General features: G+C 59.4%; 21 protein-coding genes. 7 read left to right on the plus strand and 14 right to left on the minus strand.

All coding sequences use genetic code 11. The features are described from left to right. Positions 1 to 30 precede the first annotated feature (30 nt). The 6 genes from A9J21_RS06100 to A9J21_RS32245 all read right to left on the minus strand — a co-directional run bounded on the left by A9J21_RS06100 (position 31) and on the right by A9J21_RS32245 (position 6675). Positions 31 to 1005, minus strand: coding sequence for a tripartite tricarboxylate transporter substrate binding protein (locus A9J21_RS06100; RefSeq protein ID WP_066732931.1), 975 nt, complete (start codon positions 1003 to 1005; stop codon positions 31 to 33). A 73-nt stretch (positions 1006 to 1078) separates the two neighbouring features. Beyond that, complete coding sequence (locus tag A9J21_RS06105) at positions 1079 to 2386, minus strand: NAD-binding protein (RefSeq protein ID WP_066732933.1); 1308 nt, start codon at positions 2384 to 2386, stop codon at positions 1079 to 1081. 70 nt (positions 2387 to 2456) lie between these two features. Beyond that, positions 2457 to 3656 (minus strand): tricarballylate utilization 4Fe-4S protein TcuB, encoded by a 1200-nt coding sequence (gene tcuB, locus A9J21_RS06110; protein ID WP_156545706.1) that lies wholly within the window; start codon positions 3654 to 3656, stop codon positions 2457 to 2459. Next, positions 3649 to 5052: an FAD-dependent tricarballylate dehydrogenase TcuA gene (gene tcuA / locus A9J21_RS06115; protein WP_066732936.1), complete on the minus strand. Its 1404-nt coding sequence runs from the start codon at positions 5050 to 5052 to the stop codon at positions 3649 to 3651. The genes tcuB and tcuA overlap by 8 nt, the downstream gene beginning before the upstream one ends. A 72-nt stretch (positions 5053 to 5124) precedes the next feature. After that, positions 5125 to 6144: a LysR family transcriptional regulator gene (locus A9J21_RS06120; protein WP_082926261.1), complete on the minus strand. Its 1020-nt coding sequence runs from the start codon at positions 6142 to 6144 to the stop codon at positions 5125 to 5127. A gap of 324 nt (positions 6145 to 6468) precedes the next feature. Further along, positions 6469 to 6675 carry a rubredoxin gene (locus tag A9J21_RS32245; protein ID WP_061958158.1) on the minus strand — a complete coding sequence of 69 codons (207 nt, stop codon included), beginning with the start codon at positions 6673 to 6675 and terminating at the stop codon, positions 6469 to 6471. 212 nt (positions 6676 to 6887) lie between these two features. Between A9J21_RS32245 and A9J21_RS06130 the strand changes: the two genes are divergently transcribed. The 5 genes from A9J21_RS06130 to A9J21_RS06150 all read left to right on the plus strand — a co-directional run bounded on the left by A9J21_RS06130 (position 6888) and on the right by A9J21_RS06150 (position 11700). Then, on the plus strand, positions 6888 to 8057 hold the full coding sequence (locus tag A9J21_RS06130) for a thiolase domain-containing protein (protein WP_066732939.1): 1170 nt from the start codon (positions 6888 to 6890) through the stop codon (positions 8055 to 8057). A gap of 4 nt (positions 8058 to 8061) precedes the next feature. Beyond that, entirely contained in the window at positions 8062 to 8490 is a 429-nt protein-coding gene (locus A9J21_RS06135; RefSeq protein WP_061958160.1) for a Zn-ribbon domain-containing OB-fold protein, read from the plus strand. Beyond that, positions 8487 to 9656, plus strand: coding sequence for a beta-propeller fold lactonase family protein (locus A9J21_RS06140; protein ID WP_066732942.1), 1170 nt, complete (start codon positions 8487 to 8489; stop codon positions 9654 to 9656). The genes A9J21_RS06135 and A9J21_RS06140 overlap by 4 nt, the downstream gene beginning before the upstream one ends. Before the next feature lie 120 nt (positions 9657 to 9776). Further along, entirely contained in the window at positions 9777 to 10895 is a 1119-nt protein-coding gene (locus A9J21_RS06145; protein WP_066732944.1) for a CapA family protein, read from the plus strand. A 28-nt stretch (positions 10896 to 10923) separates the two neighbouring features. Next, on the plus strand, positions 10924 to 11700 hold the full coding sequence (locus A9J21_RS06150; RefSeq protein WP_061958162.1) for an SDR family oxidoreductase: 777 nt from the start codon (positions 10924 to 10926) through the stop codon (positions 11698 to 11700). A 36-nt stretch (positions 11701 to 11736) separates the two neighbouring features. On the opposite strand, the gene A9J21_RS06155 is transcribed toward A9J21_RS06150, so the two are convergent. The 8 genes from A9J21_RS06155 to A9J21_RS06190 form a co-directional block, all read right to left on the minus strand. Beyond that, positions 11737 to 12471, minus strand: coding sequence for an IclR family transcriptional regulator (locus A9J21_RS06155; RefSeq protein ID WP_061958163.1), 735 nt, complete (start codon positions 12469 to 12471; stop codon positions 11737 to 11739). Between the two features lie 90 nt (positions 12472 to 12561). Then, complete coding sequence (locus A9J21_RS06160) at positions 12562 to 13599, minus strand: amidohydrolase (RefSeq protein WP_197497464.1); 1038 nt, start codon at positions 13597 to 13599, stop codon at positions 12562 to 12564. Positions 13600 to 13689: 90 nt separating this feature from the next. After that, the gene (locus tag A9J21_RS06165) at positions 13690 to 15567 is read right to left on the minus strand and encodes an NAD-binding protein (RefSeq protein WP_066732948.1); all 1878 of its coding nucleotides are present in this window, start codon (positions 15565 to 15567) and stop codon (positions 13690 to 13692) included. Between the two features lie 53 nt (positions 15568 to 15620). Next, positions 15621 to 16601, minus strand: coding sequence for a tripartite tricarboxylate transporter substrate binding protein (locus A9J21_RS06170; protein WP_066732949.1), 981 nt, complete (start codon positions 16599 to 16601; stop codon positions 15621 to 15623). Positions 16602 to 16711: 110 nt separating this feature from the next. Further along, complete coding sequence (locus A9J21_RS06175) at positions 16712 to 17500, minus strand: enoyl-CoA hydratase/isomerase family protein (protein WP_066732951.1); 789 nt, start codon at positions 17498 to 17500, stop codon at positions 16712 to 16714. Positions 17501 to 17550: 50 nt separating this feature from the next. Next, positions 17551 to 18276: an enoyl-CoA hydratase/isomerase family protein gene (locus A9J21_RS06180; protein WP_066732953.1), complete on the minus strand. Its 726-nt coding sequence runs from the start codon at positions 18274 to 18276 to the stop codon at positions 17551 to 17553. A 27-nt stretch (positions 18277 to 18303) separates the two neighbouring features. Next, positions 18304 to 19347, minus strand: coding sequence for a CDP-6-deoxy-delta-3,4-glucoseen reductase (locus A9J21_RS06185; protein ID WP_082926263.1), 1044 nt, complete (start codon positions 19345 to 19347; stop codon positions 18304 to 18306). A gap of 33 nt (positions 19348 to 19380) precedes the next feature. After that, a complete protein-coding gene (locus A9J21_RS06190) occupies positions 19381 to 21507 on the minus strand; it encodes an acetate--CoA ligase family protein (protein WP_066732955.1) in 2127 nt (708 codons plus the stop codon). A 284-nt stretch (positions 21508 to 21791) separates the two neighbouring features. Between A9J21_RS06190 and A9J21_RS06195 the strand changes: the two genes are divergently transcribed. Both A9J21_RS06195 and A9J21_RS06200 read left to right on the plus strand, forming a co-directional pair. Further along, entirely contained in the window at positions 21792 to 22583 is a 792-nt protein-coding gene (locus tag A9J21_RS06195; RefSeq protein WP_231906826.1) for a hypothetical protein, read from the plus strand. A gap of 70 nt (positions 22584 to 22653) precedes the next feature. Further along, a complete protein-coding gene (locus A9J21_RS06200) occupies positions 22654 to 24780 on the plus strand; it encodes a 3-hydroxyacyl-CoA dehydrogenase NAD-binding domain-containing protein (protein ID WP_066732957.1) in 2127 nt (708 codons plus the stop codon). Positions 24781 to 24792 lie beyond the last annotated feature (12 nt).

A 24792-nucleotide genomic window follows, 5' to 3' on the forward strand; every position in this document is an offset into this window, starting at 1 on the left:
CAGCGACGGCATGCGCGGTTATGCAATGATTTACTGTTTCGGCAGCTTGAGGTCGGTAACAAGCTTGCGTGTCTGGCTGACTTCCTTCGCAAGGAATTCGTTGAACTCAGCTGTGCTCATATGAGGAGTTTCGATCCCCTCACCGTTGAGGCGTGCTGCCAGTTCCTTGTTGCTCATGGCACTCTTCAATGCTTCTGAGAGCCGTTGAACGATTTCCTTAGGCGTACCAGCCGGAGCAACCAGGCCCATCCATGTGTAATAGCTGTAACCGGGCACGCCTTCCTCTGCGAGCGTCGGCACGTTCGGCAACGCCGAAATACGTCCTGTGGAGGTCACAGCGAGAGCTTTAAGCTTACCCGCCGTAAGATAGCCGCGACTGCTCGAGTAGGCGTCAAAGATCATATTCACTCGCCCACTCATCACATCCGGCATTGCCGGGCCGTTGCCTTTGTACGGAACATGAAGCAGCTGCAGGCCGGCCTTCTGATTGAATAGGGCAGCCGCGAAATGCGGTGCTGTGCCGACACCGGCGGAGCCATATGACAACGTATTTGGGTGATTCTTCGCCCTGATCACGAAGTCTTTCAGAGTCTTATCCGGTTGCTCGGGTGAGACGACAACCAGAAATGGCGAACGCCCAACGAATCCGACACCCGTAAAGTCGCGAGTCAAATCATAACCAGGATCTTCTCGGATAACCTGCTGAAAAGCCATGGTTCCTGCGGAGCCTAGGAGCGTGTACCCGTCCGCCGGCGCCAACTTGGTTACGTTGATACCGATGAGACCGTCTCCACCGGCTCGGTTTTCAATGATGACTGACTGCTTGAGGTTGGCACCCATCTCCTTTGCCACAAGACGGATGGTGAAATCAAGCAAACCACCCGGTGCCGTGTTCACCACGATTCGGATCGGCCGGGAGGGGAATGGAACAGCAGCAAAGCTTGCAGACGAAATTCCAAATGCGATACCGAACACGGTCAAAGCCGTCAACATGGGGCGCTTCATAATGTCTCCAACATCTTGTTATGGCCATTCATCTTTGAATGGCTCCTTACCACCAGGTCAAGCTTCGCTAGGACTATTGTGCGAAGCGAACTCCTGAAACGACTTCAATTACACCCGCTACTTCTGACACGTCGGCTCTCTCGCCCGCATCCACCGCTGCTTGCTCGTACAGGCAACGGATCTGGTTAGCGACAAACATGGGCGCACCAACCTTGCTGCCCATCGCACATGCTTGGCTCAACTTCTCAGCCACGTCGCCCAGCGACCTAACGGGGCTGTGATCATCGGCGAGGATTGCTGGCAACAAGACGCGCGAAGCCCCACTCCAGCCAGAACTCGCATTGATGACGGTCGAAATGTCTTTGAGGCGCAGGCCGTATGCCACACCGAGGGCGGTGCATTCATAGGTGACAAGCTGTCCAAGAGCGAACATTGCGGCTTCCACCAAGGAGCTCACGGTATTAGCATCGCTCGCCAGCTTAGTCTCGGCACCGCTCGGACCAATGTTGGTGCCGGCCATTCGTCCGATGACGCCAACCATGTCCTCGAGTTGCGAACCGTTTCCCAGGGTATTGACGCCCACCTGCAGCAATCCACGAACAACGCTAGTGATTGGCATCGGCACACCGACCTCAATGCCGAGCATCATTGCTTGGGTAATGTCCTTGAGCATGAGCGGCAACCCAAAGCGTGTAGACGCCTTGCCCTCCACCAGCGCCGGCAGCATCTTCTCCGTGACCTGGCTGCGTCCAAGACGGCTTTCGTTTACATCGATCGTGATGCGCTCCAAAGGGAGGCCGGCCTTGATGCCCATCGCCACGATCTCTAGCATGCCCATACGGCACGCACCATTCATGGCGTTGTTGACCATCTTCATCGCTTGACCATCGCCAATCCGGCTGCCACAACGGTAGATCGTGCCCGCCATGGTCTCCAGCAACGGGAGCGCCCTGTCGTAGAGCTCGTCCGATCCAGCGACCATCAGCGTCGCACTGCCGTTAGCGACAATCTGAGGACTCGCGGAGACCGCCGCATCCATCATCTGGACGCCGATTTCGGAAAGAAGTGAAGCGATCTGCCGAGTTTCTGCGGGAATCCCACTAGTCTGGTCGATGACCAGCTTCCCTGCCGACAAACCCGCCGCAAGCCCATCCGGGCCGGACACCAGTTGAAGCACATCTGAGCTACGCGGCAAGCAGACAATGACAACATCACACTGCTTACCGAGGTCAGCGGCGGACGTGGCCACCTTTGCACCGAGCGCGCTGAATGTCTCAAGCGCCTGCGGGTTCAGGTCCCAGACATGCAGTTCGTGCTTACCAACAAAGCGACGTGCAAGTTCGCCACCGAGGGCGCCCAATCCAACGTATCCAACCTTCATCTGTGTCTCCAGTTATGTTTGATCTCGTTACCCGAGGGCAACCGCCCCGTCCTCGGCTGAGCGCCTCGCGCTATTCACTACCGAGCTTCAGGGTGTTTGCCTGCCGCTTTTCCAGGGCAGACTTCAGCAGCGCCGCCGTACGGAAAATGCCGTGCGCAAATTTCCCGTAGGGAAGCGTCGCAAAGAGCGCCATAACGATACCGAGGTGGACCGAAAGCAGCGTGGGCATGGATCCAGACTCACGGAAAGCAAGCAACGCCAGGCCAGAGACGCTTGTCAGTAGCAACAAAAGAATGAAAGCAATATCCATCGGCTTCTGTCTGCGGTCGGTTCGATTCGGGTCTCGGCGGACGTTCAGCCAAAGCAGCCCGATCGGTCCGACGACCAAACCCACGCCTCCCGCCGTACCAAGCAGAACCGGGGCACTCAATAATGGATAGGGTGCATGCAGGCCCAGTACATAGTGGTACAGCGTTGCGACGGCCGTGGCCGCGAAACAAAGCATGAACCCGTAGAAGGTAAAGTGGTGGAAGCGCCGGCGCCACAGCGTGAACTTATCATCGGCGTCGTTACAACCCGCCCCGTGACCACCATCGAGATACTTCAGCGTAAGTACGTTCGCCGTAGCCTCGGCAACAGCACTGGCGCCAAGGCCATTCACCGACAGCGCACGCCAGAATCGCGATACACCGATACCCAGCGCGAGCACCGAGAATCCGGCGACGGCGCCAAACATGGCAGCCAGAAGGTTATGCGGAAAAATTGCGTAGAAGTTTGCCGAAAGACCCTCCTGCGTGAGCACACCATTGGTCACCAGCATGGCCAGAGTCAAGAAGAGCGCCAATCCGGTCGACAGTGCAAACGCAACGGTCTTGCCGTTGTTTCGGTACAAACGACCGAACGCCGACGGCCACGCGTATTCGGTGTAGGTCTGCAAGCGTACACGTGCCATCGCCTGCGGCACATTCACTGCGAAGTCGTGCGGAGGAGCGTACTGACAGGCGTGATAGCAAGCGCCGCAATTGTGGCAAAGGTTCGCCAGATAGTTGACATCTGCCTTCTGAAACTCGAGACGTCGTGTCATTGCCGGGAACACGGCGCAGAAACCTTCGCAATACCTGCAGGCATTACAGATCTGCATTTGCCGAGCCACCTCAGTTTCGTCGTCCGTAAGCGGCAGCACTGCGATCTGCCGCAGTTTGTCAGAAGCAGAGTTAGAGCGCTCTGCTAGCGACTCGGCTTCTTTCACCAACAAATTCAAGTCATGCATAGCTTTCCACCCGCTCGTTCTTGGCCGCTCGTGCTGCCTGAGTTCCTGCAATTCGACCAAAGGCGGTGCCAATCGACATCCCAACGCCAGCCGTATATCCTTGTCCAAGGACATTTCCGGCCATCATCTCGCCGGCGACGAAAAGGTTATCGCTGGGGGATCCTCCAAAGTGGACTTGGGCCCGGTCGTTTACCTTAAGTCCGAGATAAGTGAACGTGATGCCAGGCCGCAGTGCGTAACCGAAGTACGGCGGTTTGTTGATAGGCAGCGCCCAATGCGTCTTGGGCGGGTTCACACCCTCCGTGTGGCAATCATCAAGGGCGGTATGATCGAACGTCCCGACCTGGCATCCTGCGTTATACGTTTCAACGGTGTCGACAAACGCCTGGACGGGCACACCCAGTTTCCGAGCCAGCTCGTCCAAGGTGTTCGCTTTCTGGCCAGGGAAAACCGGAGGCATGAATCGACCAACGGCCTTGCTGTCAATAATCGAATAGCCGATCTGATTGGGCTGTTGGGCAACCAGACGCCCCCAAATCGCATAGCGTTTCGGCCAAAAGTCCTCGCCTTCGTCGTAGAAACGTTCCGCATTCTGATTCACGACGATACCCAACGACACACAGTCGATGCGGGTGCAGATACCACCGTCGTATAGCGGTGCTCTGGCGTCGATTGCTACACAATGGGATTGCGACGGGTCGCCAATAGAATCAGCACCGGATTCGATCATGTGCTTTAGCAGGACGCCCTGATTGAAGCGCGTGCCGCGGATAAGGAAATTGTCCGCTGGCCACTCGCCTCGCTCATTCTGCCCCCAAGCTTCCCGCAACCATTCTCGGTTCGACTCAAACCCACCCGCAGCAAGGACACAGGTCTTCGCGGTGAAGCGCTCACGTTCGCCGACAGCTGCGACAAACCGTGCCCCGTCCATTTCGATAGCGTGGATCGGAGTGTTGTAGCGAATTTTCACGCCCAGCGCCTCCGCACTACGGTAGTACGCGTTGACAAGAGCCTTGCCACCACCCATGAAGAATGCATTGGTTCGGGCCACATGAAGTGCGCCCGACAGCGGCGGTTGAAAATGCACGCCATGCTTTCTCATCCAGGGTCGGCAAGTCGAAGATGCTCGAATCACAAGCCGAGCGAGCTTCTCGTCTGTCCTTCCGCCAGTCACCTTGAGCAGGTCTTGCCAATACTCTTCTTCCGGGTAGGCGTCTACTAGTACGTCCTGCGGAGCATCGTGCATGCATCGCAGGTTTCTCGTGTGCTGCGAGTTTCCGCCACGCCATTCGCGCGGCGACGCTTCCAGCAACAAAACGGAGGCACCCGCCTCGCGGGCCATCAGGGCCGCGCACAACGCTGCATTGCCTCCGCCTAGGATCAGTACGTCAACCATCTATGTCTCCTTGAGGTTCCGACTATATGGGCTACGCCGGACCTCCGCCATCCTCTGTTCGCAAACAGTCCTTCATGAAACATGAAGACTTTGCTCGGACGCGGTCTGGTTGACTGTGCTGCTCTCCGTATTCGATTGATAAATGTCCAACTCTGGACAGTGCTTCCCTGCTTCGGCAAGCGTTGCACCTGGCCAACGCCCCTCGATCACGGTGCTTCGGATGACATCAGCCAGGACAATGCGAGTTGCAAGCGCGGCTGGCGACAATTCATCTTCACTGAGACTGATGAGAGTGTTTTCCCTTTGCGCCGCATCATCATCGAACTGCACGCTGCTCAGTTCATCGTGAATTTCTGGCGCCAGGACCGACCCCGGCTGGATCGTCACCCCCAAGCCAGCTCGCACTGCGCGCATGAGTAGACTCAGTCCATCAATCTCGGCGACGACGTTTGGCTCCGCCTTGGCGTGCTCGAAACATCGTGTAAGCAGCGATCGCAGCCCGTGAGAACCACTTGGAAGAATGAGCGGAAGCGCCGCAGCCTGGCTGATGTTGGCGTTTTCCCCCAAGGGGATGCCGAGCATATCTGGCAAGCCAATCAAGAAAAGCCTCTCCTTCAGAAGCCGAAGTCTGCTCCATCGCTGCGATGGTTCCTCGCGAAACAGGACGGCCAAGTCGATCTGGCGGGCACTCAGCATAGTCGACAGATAGCCGGAGAGACTTTCAACAATGCGGACTTTCACGTCCGGGTAACGGCTTCGCATTGCCTGCATGAATCGCACGCCGATGATTCCGGCAGTGCTTTGAGCGAGGCCCACGCTTACGTATCCCGTGAGCCGAGCATGCCTAGCGGCGGAGGCTGCGGCATCGGCGTGTCGCAACGCAAGTTGGGCCTGACGCCAGAATGCCAGGCCGGCGTCAGTAGGCACCACGCCAGTCGAAGTTCTTTGCAACAGGCGAGTGCAAAGCTCACCCTCGAGGCGGCTAATCTGCTGACTGAGGGCCGATGTCACGAGGCCGAGCTCCAGGGCTGCTTTCCCCATGCTTCGGTGCTCGATCACGCTGACGAAGTAGCGCAGTTGTCTGAGTTCCATCTCTTCTCGCTATGCGACTGCCTCAGCATCCAAAAGAGCTGCTTGTACGCGGCTCGGCGCTGGAGGAAAGACTCTCCATGCTCCGTCCCCGTGTCGAAAGAACCAGATGGAATGTAGTTCTGAGGCCCTTTCGAATTGAACTTCGACACATCCCGTTCCTTGGACTGGATGACGAGCTCGAATGACGCGAGTCGCCGCGGGGTCGCCGCCTCCAATCCACTTGTCGAAGAGAGATCTCAGCGAGGTTGAAGCATCTTTCATCCTGTTGCTCCAATGGCAAGCCATGCGCGCACCTTCATCTACGCATTGCTTGCGGTACACACTTTAGATTTCCACCATCTCGAAATCGCTCTTCCCAACGGCGCACTCCGGGCATCGCCAATCATCGGGAATGTCTTTCCAACGCGTGCCGGCGGGAATGCCATCAGCGGGCATACCCTCAGCTTCGTCGTACACGAATCCACACAGCGCGCATTGCCAAATTTTGAATGCTTCTCCAGCTTCAGTCGAAACCGCCTGAACGTCTTCCACAACAACTCTCCTTGACTTCGATATCGAGACAACCCTCAACGCCAGGATGGCCGCTGCGCCTCGACAAACACTCGGTGCCGCACTGCGCACCGCATTGAAAACCCACAGCACACCCACAGTTCCGATGCTATCATGCGTTCTAGTAGCTAGCATAGATTCCACTGAATGGAACCGCAAGGCGATTTTTCGTGAAGTGTTGAGGAGGACAAAAAATGAGTGTCAGAGGTAAAGCTTGTATCGTCGGCGCATACGAGCACCCCTTGCGCAAAGCGCCGTTGCACTCGGTGGCGCAGTTGCATGCCGAGGTAGCAAAAGGCGCGATCGAAGACGCGGGGCTCACACGCGAAGACATTGATGGGTACTTTTGCGCCGGAGACGCCCCCGGTGCCAATGTCTGGTCGATGGCCAATTACCTAAACCTGAACAAGCTTCGCCATGTTGACTCGACGGATATGGGCGGTTGTTCATACTTGGCGCATGTGGCACACGCAGCAGAAGCCATTGCGGCTGGAAAGTGCAATGTCGCGCTCATCACGCTTGCGGGACGACCGAATTCGGAAGGGATTTCGGGTACGCAGGTTCGCGTACGCGGAGTCAACATGCCCGAGGCGCCATTCGAGATGCCTTACAACCCCGTGACACTTAACCTTTATGCAATGTGCGCAATGCTACATATGCATAAGTACGGCACGACGAGCGAGCAACTAGCGTGGGTAAAGGTCGCGGCTTCCCACCATGCCCAGCACAACTCGAACGCGATGCTGCGCAATGTGGTGACGGTTGACGAAGTGCTCGCGTCTCCACTTATCGCGGACCCCCTGCACCGACTTGATTCTTGCGTCGTCAGTGATGGCGGGGGCGCGATCATCGTGGCGCGCCCGGAGATCGCCAGATCGCTGAACCGACCGCTCGTCAAGGTGATTGGTAGCGCTGAGACGACCAAGCATCAAATGGGCGGAGAGATCGACCTGACTTACACCGGCGCCGCATGGACGGGTCCGCGGGCGTTCGAGGAGGCAGGCGTCCGGCCTTCGGATATTCAGTACGCCTCCATCTACGACAGTTTCACCATCACCGTGGTCCTGCAGCTCGAAGACCTGGGCTTCTGCGAAAAGGGAACCGGCGGTCGATTCGTGGCGGACGGGAACTTGATATTCGGCGTCGGGAAGCTGCCCTTCAACACAGACGGCGGCGGCCTGTGCAACAACCATCCGGCGAATCGGGGGGGCATCACCAAGATCATCGAAGCCGTTCGTCAGCTTCGGGGCGAAGCACACCCAAGCGTGCAGGTTCCCGATTGCAAGCTTGCCCTGGCGACCGGCATCGGCGGCGCCATCGGTTCCCGCCACGGCGCCGCAACGCTCATCCTCGAACGGGAGTAAACGAATGCCGACTATCCCCGCAGAACGCAAAATTTCCGACCCGGCCCTGAATCCGGGCGACGAACCATATTTCCAAGCAGCCGCCGACGGTGCACTGCTCGTCAAGACGTGCAACAGCTGCGGCAAGGTTCACCACTACCCGCGCGCGATCTGCCCGTTCTGCTGGAGCACCGATCTCAAGTGGACGCAAGCAAGCGGAAAAGGACAGATCTACACCTATAGCGTGACTCGCCGCGGCGCTGGCGCGCCCTACTGCATTGCCTACGTCACCCTTGACGAGGGCCCCACATTGATGACCAACATTGTGGACACAGATCTGGACGAGGTGAAGATCGGTCAGCGCGTCGACGTTGTCTTCAAACGGTCGGAGAATGGCACGGCCGTTCCAATGTTTACGCCTTCCGCTGGCAGCACCCGAGAGGAGTCGGCATGAAGGGTTCCGTCGTACTCTACAGCGCAGTCGATGACCGGATCACCCGGTATCGCGTAGATGTGGACGCCGGGACGCTGGAGCGACAAGAGACCATTCAGGCGCCAGCTCGCGTGCAATACGCATGGCGTCATCCGTCCCTGAATGTTCTCTACGTGACAACCAGCAGCGCCGGCCCTCACACCAAGTCCGAGTTCAGCCACGTGAGTGCGTACCGCATGGCAGACGATGGACGCCTGATACCACTCGGCGCACCGAAACGTTTGCCAGACCGCGCTGTCCACATGTGCGTGGACCCGAAAGGCAGGCACATCCTCAGCGCTCACAACTATCCCGAATCTGGCATCACGATAGATCGCATTGAAGCCGATGGCTCGATCGGGGACCGTGTCGAGCAGACCGCCTCGGCCGATTTCGGCATCTATCCGCACCAGGTCATGACGTTCCCGTCCGGCGAAGCGGCCCTTCTGATTGACCGGGGGAACAACGCCACGTCGGAGCGCTCCGAACAGCCCGGCGCACTGCGAAGCTATACGCTGGACGAGGGCCAGCTTGCCGCGCACGAAGTCATCGCCCCGAATGGCGGCTTTGGCTTCGGCCCGCGCCACATCGATTTTCATCCATCGGGCAAGTGGTTGTATGCGTCGGACGAGCGCACGAATAGCCTCCACACCTTCCGCGTGGAAAATGACTTCATCGATCCGCGCCCGTTGAGCACCCTCCCCTCGCTTCAGGAACCAGGACGAACCCACAGTCGCCAACTGGCCGGTCCCATCCATGTGCATCCGAACGGACGCTGGGTCTACCTTGCGAACCGCGCGGATGGACATGTCGATCGCGACGGCGTCCGGGTATTTACGTCCGGCGAAAACAACCTGGCCGTGTACGAGATCGACCCGGAAACCGGGGTGCCATCGCTTCGCCAGCACATCGACACCGAGTCGTTCCACGTCCGGACATTCTCGTGTGACCCAACCGGTCGGCTTTTGGTCGCCGCCAGCGTCAAGCCGCTTGGCATGAAGGTCGGAGAGAAGCTGGAGATCGTTCCCGCGACGCTATCCGTGTTCCGGATCCGGGATTCGGGTCGGATCGAGTTCATCCGCAAGTACGACGTTCCGACGGAAGGCAGCCAATTGCAGTACTGGTCGGGGCTGGTCGCCCTGCAATAGCGAAACGTAGCGAATGCTATGATTCAACGATAATTTTCGAACCTATTCCGCAGATTGGAACCGCGTCTGCCACGGCGCACCCGGTGCGGAAGAGGCGAGCGAGATAAAGAAGGAGGCAATGTGTCTGACATTTCAACCGTGCTGATTGCCGGCGATTGCGGCCCGACCCATGGAGCGGCCGAGGGCTATCCGATCGAAGGCTACACGGAACTCGTAAAGCCCCTGCTCGAAGGCGCGGACATGCGGTTTGTGAACTGCATGCGCACGTATTCCGGTCGAGGGGTCAAGTCTGACCACGCCCCCCAGGTCTGCCAGCCTGCGGAGATGGCGCACGTCTTTACCGGCGGACTTTTCGATGCGGTCACGATGGCCAACAACCATAGCTACGACGCAGGCCCCGAAGCCCTGGTCGATACCCGCGAGCTGATGATTACGCACGGCGTTCAGGTCACGGGGGCTGGACGCAATCTCGCGGAAGCAAGACAGGCTGCAATCGTCGAGAAGAACGGTGTCAAGGTTGCCTACCTTGGCTACACGTCCGTGGCTGCGGCAGGAAGCGATGCAGGACCCGACAAGCCAGGCGTCGTCAATATTCGAATCCACACGACCTACGACACGCGCGGCCCGCATCAGCCGGTGCGGGTGCGTACGAATCCTGACGAGGCGGACCTTGCGCGGCTGATCGAGGACATCAAGACGCTGCGCTCGCAGGTTGACGTAGTGGTGCTAGCGTTTCATTCGGGCGTCATCAGGCTGCCGCGAGTCGTGTCCGACTACCAGGTGGCTGTCGCACATGCGGCCATCGACGCGGGTGCGGATGTGGTGGTCGGCCACGCGCCGCACTTGCCCAAGGCCATCGAAGTCTACCGAGGCAAGGCCATCTTCTACAGCCTGGGGGTTTTCGCCATGACCAAGTCCTTTGCAGCACCGTCGTGGACGAGCGAACCGGCGTGGGCACACGGCGCCGTGCGAAATCACACGGACCTCGACCCCACCTACCCGCTCATGCCTTATGGCCGCGATTGCACAAAGGGGCTGCTGGCCAAGCTGAAGATATCCAAGCAAGGCGTTCTGCAGGTGTCCTTCCTGCCAATGACGTTCGACGATCGCTATCGCCCGCAAGTATTGCGCCGCGACGATCCGCGCTTCGATGAAATCGTCGGGTACATGGAGTGGGTTTCCGAAGATATGCCGCATCGCTTCACGGTGAGCGGCGATGAAGTCGTCGTCACCGAGTGAGCAGACTTCGATTTGATGCGAGTGAGATATGGACCTGGGAATCAAAGGAAAGACCGCCCTCGTCACTGCTTCCAGCGGTGGCATGGGCCGGAACATTGCGCATGCGCTTGCGGCCGAAGGTGCGAATATCGCGCTGTTTGCACGTTCGGCGGACAAACTGGCCGAGGTAGCCGCCGAGATCGAGCGGACCTACGGCGTGCGCGCACTACCGATCGTCGGCGACATGACATCGACTGAGGATGCGGCACGCCTCGCCTCCACGCTGGAGCGGGAAATGGGCGGCACCGACATCGTCATTCTGAACACCGCCCGCCCGCCGAATCCCATCCGGACGACGATCGACGAGAATGATCCGGACCGGTGGAAGGAAGCGTACGAGAACCAGTTGCTGAGCGTGATCCAGGTGGTTTCCGCAGTGTTGCCGGGGATGACGCAGCGCGGTTGGGGACGTGTCGTCGCTGTCACTTCAGCGTCTGTGAAGCAACCGATGCCGCACCACAGCCTGTCCACGGTGTTTCGCGCCGGCGTGACCGCCTACTTGAAACACCTGGCCAACGAGGTAGGCCAGCATGGCATCACAGTGAACTGCGTGGCTCCGGCCCTGATCGATACGTCGCACCGGAGTGCTGCGTCGGCCTATAGCGCTTCGCAGACCGAGGCCCGCAAGCGGCTGACCCCGCTGGGCAGGCTGGGAACGCAGGAGGAGATTTCTTCCGTTGTGGCATTCCTGGCGTCTGTGCAGGCAGGGTTCATCAACGGCGCCACCGTCCCGGTAGAAGGCGGGATGGTGGGATCTTTGTATTAGGAGATCAAGCTGGCGCATGGGATTGCGCCAGCGCTGTCAGGCAGTTCCGCCAAACTGCCGGGAAATGGCCGCCGCCGCCGAGATAACGAGCTTGGTGAATTCCTTCTCGTGCATTTGCATACGTACCGTCGGCGCGCCGACGGAAATGCAATATCGCACCTGATCGTTCACGTCTTTAATCGGAGCCGATACGGCCGAGATACCCAGCAGCCGTTCGCCGTGGGACACCGAGAAGCCCTGCTCCCGTACATTGTCCAGTTCCGACAGGAGTTCGGTCTTGGTCTTCTTCAAAGCCTTGGCCGCCGAAGTCACAATCGGGCCGAGCTCGGTCTTTTCCATATAGGCCATCAGCACGCGGGATGCGGAACCCGCTACCAGCGGCACCTGTTCACCGGCCTGCACCACGGCGCGCAATGGCGAAGCGCCTGTGGAGACCGCGTCGATACAAACCCGGTTATGACCGTTGACGGTATGGATCGACACTGTCTCCTTGGTCTTCTCCGCCAACTCGACTAGTACCGGACGTGCGATTTCTCGTATGCCAAGCGTACTCTTAACCAGACCGGCCAGCTGCGTGAAACGGAAAGACAGGCAGTATTCCTGGTCCTCGAGCCTCACCAGATAACCAGCCTTCTCCAGGCTTTGTACGATGCGAAACGTCGTCGATTTTGGCAACTCGATCCGATCCGCAATCTCTTGCAGCGAAAGGCTACTCCGATCGGCCGAAAAACTTTCGAACACGGCGAGAATACGCTGCACCGAACGCATCATAGGAAATCGATCCCGTGAGAAACAAGAATGCCGACATGGTACACCACCGGACATGCCGGTGAATGGAATCCATGCCAAAACCAACGCATTCTATGCCGATGCACCCGCCCCCGCGTCAGTTTCCAGGCGATAGGCCCGAACTGCGGTGTCATGGAACAAGGCGCGCTTCTCCTCCACGGAAAAATCCGCCGCAATGCGCTTGAATGCATTCCACAGCGAAGTGTAGCTACAGCTCTGCTTGTCCACCGGGAAGTTGCTCTCGAACATGCATCGCCGAGGGCCAAACGCATCGATACACTCCACCACGTATGGTTTCCACGCCTCCGCCAACTCAAGTGAAGTAGGCGGCGTCGGGCGCACATGAAAATCCCAGCCGGCGTAGAGCATACCCAGTCCACCAATCTTTACGCTGAGGTTTGGAAACTGCGCCAGACGGCGAAGTTTGGCGCGCCACTCTCGCAGCACGGACGAGCGATCAAGATGGGGCGGCAGCCCGACAATGCCGCCGCAATGATCCAGAATCACATTGACTTCCGGATGTCGCTCCAACAAGTCAACGAGGTCATCCAGCTGGTGATAGAAGAGCCAGGCGTCGAACGTCAGCCCGTGGTGCGCCAGTCGAGCGATGCCGCCCTGAAACTTTGCCTCGCGCATCAGATACCGAGGGGCAAACGTGCGACCGAACCCGGCAGCCCCGGCATCCCAGGTGGCGCCATGGCGAATACCCTTCAGACGCCCCTTTCCCGCAGCGATCATGGCCTCAAGGACAGGCTCGACTTCGCTACCCAGCATAAGATCGGCATGGGCGATGATGCCGCTGCAGAATCTGGCACGCCGACCGCCGACGCCCTCGCACGCTTCTCCAATGCTGGTAGCGAACTCGACTTCGCCAACCGGCTTGAACGCCTCGGGGCCCTCCTTGCGATACGAGGACTTGTACTGTACGAAGACCGTACCCACGATATTCGTCCCCGCTTCGATCTCTGCTTCAAGTTCCTCTGCGAGAAACCGGCCGCGCTCGTCATCGAACAGGTGATGATGGGGGTCGATGATGGGAAGCTCGGGTTCGATGGGTTCCTCATGAAGCTGGGATACCCAGGATGCAAGACTGTCGAGCGAACGCGGCATATTCCCGCGAAATTCCGGTACGTGGGACATAGTTCAAGAGACCGTGAAGTGCATTGTTGCGCCAGGCGCATACGGATGTCAAAACCCGGCTCAGGCTTGTGCCTGGCCATTTCCTTCATGCAGAAGACCCTGCTGGACTTTCACCGCGGCCCAGTCCTCGTAAGATCGGATGAGTTCGCTCACATCGTCGCCATGGGCTTTCGTGGCTACCACGAGTCCATACAACAACCGGGTGGACTCGAATACCCAGCTTGTGACGCCCCGATTGGAGGCCTCGTCGCAGACCAGGCGGAGCATGTGATGCGCCTGCGCAAGCGACTTGCCAAAGGCGAACGTCCGCGTGGCAACCTGTTCCGGGATGATGATGTCGGTGGCGGTAGTCTTGCCTGTTTCGATCCCCAGGATCTTGGCCATGGTAAGCGGCTCAAGGCCAGCTTTCGCGCCGGTCACGTAAGACTCGCATGCAACGGCCAGCAGGCTTGCCGACAAGGCTTCGTCGATCGCGACCATGAGCTGTGCATCGCCGGCCCGATTCGAAAGATGGAAGACTTTTGCAGCGACGGCATCCAACAGGGCTCGCACTTTCGCCACTGCGGCGTCATTTCCGCTGACCACCGCTCTCCAGCCGATTTGCGCGGCAGATCCGTGCATGGGAACCATCGGGGCATCCAGGTAGGAATGCCCTGCACCTTCCAGCGCTCGGGAAAGGGCCGATGCGTTCTTCATCGGCAGGATGCCGGTGTTCAGCGCGCACCATGTCTCCGCACGCCCTCCCAGCCAAGTCGGGAGAGCGCTTTCGACATCGTCATCGGACGCGACAAAGAGGACGCATGAACGCTCGCCAACACTGCCGATATTTTCAAACGCCGCGAGATCCTGGTCTGGATGGTCTATCACGGCGACGCTCCACCCGGCCGCGCTCAGCTTGGTCATCCAGGTGGAAAGATTGGCCGGGCAGCAGACGACTGCAACATGCGTGAAGTCCGCCGCACGACCCTCGTCCGATGGAACGGTTGGCGGCGCAACGGCATTGCCTCCCGAGCCTGCCACCGTAATGCCGGCCCATGGTTCCAGGTAAGTCACCAGCGCGGTGCCATCGCGGTCCGCGCCGCCCTGTGCCACCGCATAGCGCCAAAGCTGCTGCACCGAGCGCGACACCCAAGTCGGGACGCCAAAGTTGGCGGCCTCCTCCACCGCAAGCGAAATATCCTTTGCAGTAATGGCCATGCGCGCGCCGTAATCGAAGGTGCGCCCGAGCACGGCACGCTTGAACTTGTTGCGACTTGCGTTGGTGCTGGATGCGCCCGCATTGATGATCTCGAGCATGGTGTCGGAGTCCAGGCCAGCCTTGACACCCAGCACGAAGGCTTCGCATGTGACAGCCATCCCCGATGCCGAATTGAGATTGTTTAACAGCTTGAGGGTCTGCGCCCGCCCTGTCGTGTCTCCCAGATACAGGAGCATCGAGCCTGCCAGCCGCTGCATTGCTGGCTCCGCGCGCTCATAGGCATCGGCCGGGCCAGAACACATGATGCCAAGCTTTCCGTTGCCGGCGGTAGTGACATTGCCCGTGATGGGTGCATCGAGCAGCGCAATCCCCGCGCCGCCAAACCGCCTTGCCGCCTGCCGAGCAAACTCGGGGCCAGTCGTCGACAGATCCACCACCGCTCGAACGGCAGTGCCCTGCACGATTCCATGATCGCCGAAGAAAACAGCCTCGAGCGCGCGAAGCGATGGCAGACACGTGAAAACGAGTTCCGTACGACTGGCAACGTCCAAGGCGCCGTCACAAGCCACGGCGCCCGCCTGACCCACCGCTTGCAGCGCCTCGGCATTCAGATCGTGCACAAAGACCGTAAAGCCTTGTTTGAGCAGCCGGCGCACCATGGGTCCGCCCATGGCGCCCAAACCAATGAACCCCACTGCATTGGCTGAGAACTGCTGCGGCGATGTTGACGCTTCCATCATGGTAAGAACTTTGAGTTTAAAAAGTATTCACTGCGGGACACCGACTTCACGAGTTAGTCTGCCCTGGCGCCGGATTGCTGGATGACCTTGCCCCATTTGGCGATCTCAGCCGTAAGAAACCGCTTGAACTCTTCCGGACTGGACCCTACGGGCTCAGTGCCCGCGGTTTCGAGTTGTTTCACAACGGCCGGCTGCTTGAGCGCCTTGATCGTGGCCTGGTTCAGCTTCGCAATGATTTCCGGAGGCGTTCCTGCTGGAGCAAGCAAGCCCTGCCAGTTGTTGACCTCGAAACCCGGATAACCCGATTCCGCAACGGTGGGGACATCCGGCAACGCCGCCGAACGCTTCAATCCGGTCACGGCCAGGACACGCAGCTTCTTCGCCGCCACATTCGGAAGCACTGCAGGGGGCGTCAGCAGCGACACGTCTACTGTGTGGCCGAGCACGGCGGCCAGTGACGGCGCCGTGCCGTTGTAGGGGACGTGCACCGCATCGATGCCTGCCACCTTCTTGAACAGCTCCATGCCCAGATGCGCGCCCTGCCCGTTTCCCGCCGAGGCATAGGTCATTGCACCATTCTTCGATTTGGCAAAACTCACCAGTTCGCCCAGCGTCTTGACCGGGAGATCGGGACTCACGGCGAAGTAGAAATAGTTCGCGGTAACCTGCGAGATCGGGGCGAAATCCTTCAGGGCATCGAAACGGAGGTTATGGTAGAGATTCACGTTGATGGCGTGACTGGAGTTTGCCATGAGCAGCGTGTATCCATCGGCCGCGGACTTCGCCACCAGTTCTGCCGCGATGTTTCCCCCGGCTCCTGGACGATTCTCCACGACGATCGCCTGCCCGAGACTTTTTCCCACTTCCTGCGCCAGGATTCGCGCAATAAAGTCCGCGCCGCCTCCCGCCGCCACGCCTACAACCATGCGAATCGGCTTGTTAGGATAATCCGGTTGCTGCGCCTGCGCTGGCGACAGTGTGCCGATGGCCCAAGCCAGACTGGCCATGTAAATAAGGGCGGTTCGTTTGTTCATGGCGTCTCCTCCATGTATGGTTTGTAGGGTATATGCGGCTTGGCGTCGTCTGCCGGCATGGCTGGGAAAACGCTCTGAATATGGTCGCCAGCAGTCTTGGCCGAGCCTACTCAGTAACCTTCAAACTTCGGCTTTCTTTTCTCCTTGTAGGCTTGAATCGCTTCCTTGTAGTCTCGAGTGGACTGAATGACGGCCATATGTGCCGACACAGATTCGAGACTCGTGCGGAAATCCGTACGCAAACCTTGATACATCAGCTTCTTGATCTCGCGCAGTTGGATCGGCGGGCCGTCAGCCAGCTTGCTCGCAAACGCGAGGGTTTCATCGAACAGTTGTTCGTCCGGGAAAACACGATTCACGATCCCAAGGCGATGCGCTTCTTCGGCCGACACGAAGTCGCCAGTCCACAGCAACTCAAGCGCCCGCGCGGGGCCCACGAGACGAGGCAAGAGATAGCAACCGCCATTCCCGGGCAACAGGCCAACGCGAACGTATGCCTCGGCGAATCGCGCCGACGCGCCAGCAAATCGCAGATCGCACTGGAGGGACAAATCCATGCCGGCGCCAACCGCTGCGCCATTCACGGCTGCCAGCAGCGGCTTCTCGAAATCTTCAATAGCCAGTGCGACCTGGTGCGTGACATTCTGCAGACGCTTCTTGCGCTCCAGCGGCGTTGGTTCTCCTGCTTCGGCGGAACGCCGGCCGAGGTCGCCCCCAGAGCAGAATGCATCGCCGGCACCCGTAATCACAACGCAACCGACACCGGGGTTTTCATTGGCTTCCCGCAGCGTCTCGCGCAAATCGGCCAACATCTCCTCGCTCAGTGCGTTCTTCTTCTCCGGCCGATTAAGACGCGCCACCCGGACACGACCGATATTCTCGATTTCAAGATCTGCCACTTTCCATCCTCATAGTCTTTGGATATGGATTGCCAAGCACGCGCCGGCGTTCAACGCGCTGCGGCCTGCCGATGCAAGGCGTGCTCGGCGCGTGCCTCATCGATAGCAACCTTGATCTTTCGATTGAGCCATCGCTTGTTGTTGGCAAATACCGCGCGATCACGCTCGCCAAGCTTTCTTGCTTCCGTGAGCGCGTGTGCGAGTAGCTCGCCAGCGGGCGCAACCGCGTTGATGAGCCCTCGACCGTGCGCTTCAGATGCCGGCATCCGACGCCCGCTCTGAATCATGTCCTTGGCGAGCGCCCGTCCGCCAATTGCCTCGAGCATGCTTGCCCCCGAGAACGTTGCAATGCCCAGGTCGATTTCGGGCAACGATATCGCGGCGCTCTCCGCAGCCACGCATGCATCAGCAAGCAAGGCAATCATTGCCCCCGCGCCACTGGCCAGCCCGTTCAACGCGCAAACCACCGGAATCTCAGTATCGAGAACCGCGTCCTGCAGCGCAGCGAGCGCTAGGGAGCGACGCTCCTTCTGCTTTGCGACATCCCCGTCCGCAGGCAACTCGCGCACATCCACACCAGCGCAGAACACTTTTTCGCCGCTGGAGGCAAGGACGACGGATTTCACCGACGCGTCGCGGGCGCTGTCTTGAATCGCTCCGGTAATGGCCTGCATCATCGCTACGGTCAATGCATTCGCCTTCTGTGCCCGGTCGATGGTAATGACGAGCTGCTCCTCTCTGCGCTCGATACCAAGGTTGTCTGCTCGTGCTTCCATAGTGTCGTCTGTTTGTCTTGTTGGGGTTCAGGATCCCTTCACACCACCGGGAACAAAGATGTCCGCATAGAACTCATCGGTGGGTAGCTGGCAGCTTGCCGTGAAATCATCCCGCGCCGCCTGCACGACGATGGGTGCGCCGCACGCATAGACCTGGTGGCCGGACAAGTCCGGGAAATCCTCCATGACGGCGCGGTGCACGAAGCCGGTTCGGCCGCTCCAGTTGTCGGCAGGTTGCGCGTCGGATACGACCGGCACGTAGGTGACGCCGAACTGCTCGACCCATTCCTGTGCGAGCGCCGACAAATAGAGGTCTTGCGGACGTCGTCCGCCCCAGTAGAGCGCCATCTTCCGGCCATACTTCTTGCGCGCTTCGCTTTCAATCATGGCTTTCACTGGTGCAAAGCCAGTTCCGCTGGCGACGAAGATGATGGGCTTCGCGCTCTTTTCCCGGATGAAGAATGCACCCTGCGGCCCCTCGATCCGTAGCAGGTCATTGACCTTCATATTCTCGAAGACATGCTTGCTGAACGGGCCGCCGTAGTTGCGCAAATGGAGTTCGATCACGCCATCGCTGGCGTCCACGCTTGCCAGCGACAGGCTGCGGCGGATGTTGCCCGGTGCAACGATGTTGATGTACTGACCGGGCAGGAACCTGAGCGTCTGGTTGGCCGGCAGGCGCAATCGGATTCTCATCACGTCATCGGCGAGCTTCTCCAGTGCGTGCACCCGAGACGGCAGCCGGACGAATGGAATGCCCTTGGTTTCCTCAAGAATCGTGCATTCGACCGAAACGGGCGTCTTGGGGGTGGCCTGGCAAAGCAGAGCGTAACCCTCGCCGCGCTCTTTCTCGCTCAGCGCCGACGTTGAAGATTCCCCATGGTCGACCTCACCGGAAACGATGCGCGCCTTGCAGGAACCACAGATTCCGTTCCTGCAACTGTGCGGCAGCGGATAACCACTTCGCATCGCTGCCTGGAGTATTGGCTCCGTCGTACCCACCTCAACTGTGGGTCCGCCCGGTACAAAGGTCACGGGGAGCGACTGTGTCTCGGTTACTGCTTCAGTCATGGCGTGTAGTCCTTATGCCCCACATTGTTACCGTCACAGATTGGCCGCAGCCGGCGTGACGGGGATGATCACGGCGTCGGCAGCGATCACCCCTTCTGGCAGCACAAACAGCGGGTTGATGTCGACTTCCGCCACACGGTCGCGGTTTTCCCACGCAAACTTGGACAGCGCCGCCAGTGCCTTGGCCGCCGATTCGATGTCCAGAGGCTTGCCGCCCCGCGCCCCCGCCAGAATCCGTTGGCACTTCAGGCTGTTGATCATTTCCAGGCCAGTGTCGGCATCGAACGGCGCAATGCGGCAGGCCGTGTCGCCAAGCAACTCCGCGTAGATGCCTCCGGCACCCACGACAACGACGGGGCCGAACACCGGATCATTCACCACGCCCGCGATGAGCTCGAACCCGCCCTGAATCATCTCGGTAACCAGGGCTCCTGAAATCCGAGCGGTGGGCGCCTTTTGCCTGGCGCTTTCCAGGACCGAGGCAATCGCAGTTTCCAGCTCCTGTTGCGTGCGGATACCGACCTTCACGCCACCCACTTCCGTCTTGTGCGCAATGTCCGGAGAAACGACCTTGACAACCAACGGCGCGCGCAACGTCTCGAAGACACCTGCCTCGTCGTGGCTCTGCACAATGACGTCATGAGAAACCGGGATGCCGGCCTGGCCGAGAATTCGCTTGGCATCGGTCTCGGAAAGTGAAGTCAGGTCGGCGTCGGTCAGCGACACGGCCGATCGCTGACTGTCGAACGATTTGGCGCGCAGTACCTGTTGACGCCTGGCCGCGCCGTACTTCGCCAGCATCGCAACGGCGTGCGCCGCGCGCGACGGCGATGGAAACACCGGGATTCGCGCCGCTTCAAAAACCTCGAACGCCTCACCTACCAATTCGCGCGGGGCCGACGAGAAGACCAGGATCGGCTTGCTCGCCGTGGCCGCCACCTTCGCCATGACTTCCGCCGCGGCCTGGCAACCGGCCTTTCCCGTCGTTGCAAGGTTCACGCACACTGCATCGACATTTGGATCGTCCAGAACTGCCGACAGCACGGTATCCAGCTTTTCGCGGTTTGCCGCCGAAAAATATCCCGCGGTCAGGTCGACCGGGTTGTGCACGGCGCCGATGCTTGAAATGACCGTGCCCAGCCGAGACTGCGTCTGCTCCGTCAGTTCGCACAGCATCACGCCGTCCGGCTCGCCCGCGTCGGCAAAGACAATAGCGGAACCGCCCGACACGCCAAGGACCGCGACGCCCGTTCCGGCCGGCGTCTTTTCACCTTCCAAAGCCTTGAGATAGTCGACGGCCTGATGGATCTCGCGGATTTCAATGATGCCGCTCTGGGCGAAGAGCGCCTTGTAGAAATCGTAGCTGCCGGTCATGCTCGCCGTATGGGACGCTGCGGCCTTCGCGCCTTGCTCGGTAATGCCAGCCTTCCAGAGAAGAATTGGTTTGCCAAGGGCCAGCGCACGTCGACCGACTTCCAGCAGAGCCCGACCATCTCGCGTGCCTTCAAGGTAGGCCACGATGACCCGGGTTTCCTCATCGTCGAGCAGCGCATCGATCAACTGCACCGTATCGATATCGCTCTCGTTGCCCGTTGCCAGGACATGCCGGAACCCGATGCCGGCCGCGGCACAACCCAGCGCAATGCTGTATCCAAAGCCACCGCTTTGCGTAACAAGCGATACACCACCCTTCTTCAGCTTCGGCTCACGGGTAATGCTTCCAAACGCGGCATAGACGCCGTCATGGATGTTTGCAAAGCCCAGGCAATTTGGGCCTAGCACGCGAATTCCGCCAGCTTTTGCAATTTCCAGCATGCGCTGCTCGAGCGCGATTCCCTCCGCTCCGCTCTCGCGGAAGCCGCCACTCAGGATGACCGCGAACTTGACCTGCTTCTTCACGCAGGTCTCCAGCACCGCCACAGCACCCTGGGCAGGTACGCCAATCACCACCAGGTCAACCGGCTCTTCGATATCGAGCACAGACGGAAAGCACTTGTGTCCGTCGAACGCCTCGTACTTCGGGTTTACGGGATAGATCTTCCCCGCATAGCCATTCTTTACCAGGGCGCGAACAACCTGCGATCCAGGGCGGTTAGCGTCATCCGACACGCCGACAACAGCAATCGACCGCGGCTCGAACAGAAACTTGAATTTGCTCATACGGATAAAGGAAGGGACTTCCCAAAGTGATGATGATGTAACCCACTGACGCCTTGGGTCATCCATGCAGGTTGTCGAACGGGGGACTTCAGAAGCGTGGCGCCATGAAGCGCACTGTAGACCCGACCTTGATCTGCGTCAACATTTTTGGAATAGGTTCCACTCTATGAAACTTTAAAGGCGTGCGACCACCGCATATTTGGTTTCACTGCTCGGAACTCGTGCTATTCGTTAAAACTCGTGCTAGGATGATTGCACGGTCCGCGATTTGCTGGCCAGCGCAGATGCGCGATCTGACTTTTACCCATGGAGAGTTGCAGATGATCTATACCCGCAGCGGCAGCGACGCGCTGGCACAGCGCAGCGTTATCGTGTCCCCTGGTACCGGCAATCAGCACTGGGGGACTGTTTTCTTTGGCCCCCGTTCGTCCAACGCTGCAGGCGTCGGCCCGCAGGCAACAATGTCGGAACTGGACGCCAACGAAGCCATCGTTCCCCATTTCCACGGCGTGACGATGTTCCAGTGCTTTGTCGCTGGTTCCGGCACCATCGGGACGCGCGGGCAAACGATCGAGCCGCTGACCGTACAGTTCAAGGACCACCACACCGCATACGGCCCGATTACCGCCGGCCCGCAAGGTTTGTCGTTCGTTGCTATGCGCATGTACACGGGCAACTCCGAACCGGTCTATCTCGACAAGCCCGGTTATCGCGACAAGCTGCAACCCAGCAAGCGCCGCCACCTGCACTCGGATCCGGTACGTTTTTCCACGGCGCCCGTGATGAAGGCGCGTACGGAGGCCGCCTGGGAGACGCTGTTCGACGACGAGGATGACGGCATGCGGGCGCGCGTCCTGCGTCTTGGCGCAGACATGCAGATCGAGGGTCCCGATCCGAAGCGCGCGGCCGGCTACTACATTCTTGTCGGCAACGGCAGCCTGCGCCACGAGTCGGAAGAGCTCCCCCTCTGGTCGATGATCTGCGTCGAACCCACTGAAGACAAGTTCGACATTCGCGCCGGTTCGGAAGGCCTGGAAGCGCTTGTCCTCGAGTATCCGCGCGAGAACAACCGCTAATACCGGCATCGATCCATCTGATCCGGAGACACAGATGACCGTCCGGTGACGGCAAAGTAAAGAGGTCCGAATGACACAGAAAGAATTGGTGCACTACGGCGTCGAAGACGGAATCGCAGTCATTTCCGTTGACAACCCGCCCGTCAATGCGCTCGCTCCCGGTATGCGGGAAGGCATCATTGCCTTCCTGGAGAAAGCAAACGGCGACGCAGGAGTCGCAGCGATCGTACTTATCGGGGAAGGAAAGAACTTCATCGCCGGCGCGGACATTCGCCAGTTCGGTCAGGCTCGTTCGGTCTCGACACGCACCAGCACCGCCGCAATCGACAGCAGTGCCAAGCCCGTCGTCGCTGCGATCCAGGGGTATGCCTTGGGCGGGGGGCTAGAGCACGTTCTCGCTTGCCACTACCGCGTCGCCACAGTTGGCGCGAAGCTTGGTCTGCCAGAAGTCACTCTCGGCGTCATCCCTGGTGGCGGGGGCACGCAGCGCCTGCCACGACTGGTGGGTCCTGAAAAGGCCCTCCAGCTCATTCTTGGTGGTCGCCCGATCAGCGCCGAAGACGCCGAGAAGATCGGTGTCGTCGACGCGCTGGTTCCGAAAGGCGAGTTGCGTCACGCCGCCATCGAATTTGCGAAAAGCATTGCTCCAACACGCCCATTGCCTCGCGTACGCGACCGTCACGTGGACGTGGACGACGAAAGCCTCGCCGCCATCGTCGCTGATGTACGCAAAGCCGAGACAAAGAATGGGCAATTGCTGCCGGCCAAAGACAGGGCAATTGCATGTGTCGAGGCCTCAGTTCGCCGCACCTTTGACGCAGGTATCGCCTTCGAGGAAGAAGCGTTCGCGGCGTTAGAAAATTCCGGTGAAGCCAAGGCCCTGCGATACGCCTTTTTCGCCGAGCGTGAAGCTCGAAAGGTTCCGGATGTCGATCTCTCGAGCGTTCCCCCCGTCAAATCGGCAGCCATTATCGGGGCAGGCACCATGGGTGGTGGCATCGCCATGTGCTTCGCGGATGCAAACATTCCCGTCAAAGTCCTCGAAGCGAGCGCCGAGGCTCTGGACCGCGGAGTCCAACGCATCCGCGATACCTACGCTGTAAAGGTAAAACGCGGCAGCATGGCCCAGGATGAAATGGATCGGCGCCTGGATCTCATCCAAGGTGTTCAGGAGTATGAAGCCATCTCTGACTGCGACGTCGCCATTGAGGCAGTATTCGAGCGCCTCGACATCAAGCAGGATGTCTTCCGAAAGCTGGATGCTGTACTGAAGCCGGGCGCACTGCTGCTTACGAACTCTTCCGCAATCGACATTGACGCCATCGCTGATGCAACTTCTCGGCCAGGCGACGTTGCCGGCGCGCACTTCTTTGCGCCCGCCAATGTCATGAAACTGTGTGAAGTCGTTAATGGCCCGCGAACCCTTCCGGCGACGATCGCTCGTACGATGGAGATGGGTCGGGCCATCGGAAAGGTTTGCGCCGTTGCGGGCTCGTGCGACGGGTTCGTTGCAAACCGAAGCCGTGCTCCCATGATGGCAGAGATGATGCTCATGCTTGAAGAGGGTGCCACGCCTGTCCAGATTGACAGGGTAATGGAGCAGTTTGGCTACCCGAAGGGCCCCTTTGCAGTCAATGACATCTCGGGTCTCGACGTTAGTTACGAGGGCCGCAAGCGTCGTGCTGCTGCTGACCCAGGATACCGTAAGCTGCATGTCCCTGACCGTCTGGTAGAAATGGGAAGAAAGGGGCAAAAGACTGGCGCGGGTTGGTATCGGTACGAGAACGGCGATCGCACGCCTATTGTCGATGATGTGGTCAAGCAGGTGATTGCAGACGTGGCCAAGGATTTCGACATCCCGCAACGAGAGTTCACGGACGAGGAGATTCTGCAGCGCGTTCTCTTCGCTTCCGTGAACGAGGCGTGCAAGATCCTCGAGGATGGTAAGGCGTACCGGTCCAGCGATATCGACGTGATGTGGCTCTACGGTTTTGGATTCCCCCGACATCGGGGTGGCTTGATGTTCTGGGCTGATACCGTTGGTGCATCTGTGATCTATCGAGAGGTCTCGAAATGGCACTCGATGTACGGTAAGCGCTGGCGTCCGTCCAGGCTGCTGCAGAAGCTCGCAGAATCAGGTCTCAGCTTCCGTGACGTCAAGCCTACCATCGAAGAAGAGACTATCCTCTCGGCATGACAGTCGGGGCTT

The organism is Cupriavidus sp. D384 (assembly GCF_001652915.1).
In the GTDB taxonomy this organism is placed as follows: domain Bacteria; phylum Pseudomonadota; class Gammaproteobacteria; order Burkholderiales; family Burkholderiaceae; genus Cupriavidus.

Excerpts from the sequence above, each read along its gene's own strand:
- A9J21_RS06100 (WP_066732931.1), bottom strand. The coding sequence starts at position 1,005 with ATGAAGCGCCCCATGTTGACGGCTTTGACCGTGTTCGGTATCGCATTT.
- A9J21_RS06150 (WP_061958162.1), top strand. The coding sequence starts at position 10,924 with ATGGACCTGGGAATCAAAGGAAAGACCGCCCTCGTCACTGCTTCCAGC.
- A9J21_RS06180 (WP_066732953.1), bottom strand. The coding sequence starts at position 18,276 with ATGGAAGCACGAGCAGACAACCTTGGTATCGAGCGCAGAGAGGAGCAG.
- A9J21_RS06195 (WP_231906826.1), top strand. The coding sequence starts at position 21,792 with ATGCGCGATCTGACTTTTACCCATGGAGAGTTGCAGATGATCTATACC.
- A9J21_RS06155 (WP_061958163.1), bottom strand. The coding sequence starts at position 12,471 with ATGATGCGTTCGGTGCAGCGTATTCTCGCCGTGTTCGAAAGTTTTTCG.
- A9J21_RS06200 (WP_066732957.1), top strand. The coding sequence starts at position 22,654 with ATGACACAGAAAGAATTGGTGCACTACGGCGTCGAAGACGGAATCGCA.
- A9J21_RS06160 (WP_197497464.1), bottom strand. The coding sequence starts at position 13,599 with ATGCCGCGTTCGCTCGACAGTCTTGCATCCTGGGTATCCCAGCTTCAT.
- A9J21_RS06170 (WP_066732949.1), bottom strand. The coding sequence starts at position 16,601 with ATGAACAAACGAACCGCCCTTATTTACATGGCCAGTCTGGCTTGGGCC.
- A9J21_RS06105 (WP_066732933.1), bottom strand. The coding sequence starts at position 2,386 with ATGAAGGTTGGATACGTTGGATTGGGCGCCCTCGGTGGCGAACTTGCA.
- tcuA (WP_066732936.1), bottom strand. The coding sequence starts at position 5,052 with ATGGTTGACGTACTGATCCTAGGCGGAGGCAATGCAGCGTTGTGCGCG.
- A9J21_RS06140 (WP_066732942.1), top strand. The coding sequence starts at position 8,487 with ATGAAGGGTTCCGTCGTACTCTACAGCGCAGTCGATGACCGGATCACC.
- A9J21_RS06130 (WP_066732939.1), top strand. The coding sequence starts at position 6,888 with ATGAGTGTCAGAGGTAAAGCTTGTATCGTCGGCGCATACGAGCACCCC.
- tcuB (WP_156545706.1), bottom strand. The coding sequence starts at position 3,656 with ATGCATGACTTGAATTTGTTGGTGAAAGAAGCCGAGTCGCTAGCAGAG.
- A9J21_RS06120 (WP_082926261.1), bottom strand. The coding sequence starts at position 6,144 with ATGGAACTCAGACAACTGCGCTACTTCGTCAGCGTGATCGAGCACCGA.
- A9J21_RS06190 (WP_066732955.1), bottom strand. The coding sequence starts at position 21,507 with ATGAGCAAATTCAAGTTTCTGTTCGAGCCGCGGTCGATTGCTGTTGTC.
- A9J21_RS06185 (WP_082926263.1), bottom strand. The coding sequence starts at position 19,347 with ATGACTGAAGCAGTAACCGAGACACAGTCGCTCCCCGTGACCTTTGTA.
- A9J21_RS06165 (WP_066732948.1), bottom strand. The coding sequence starts at position 15,567 with ATGATGGAAGCGTCAACATCGCCGCAGCAGTTCTCAGCCAATGCAGTG.
- A9J21_RS06135 (WP_061958160.1), top strand. The coding sequence starts at position 8,062 with ATGCCGACTATCCCCGCAGAACGCAAAATTTCCGACCCGGCCCTGAAT.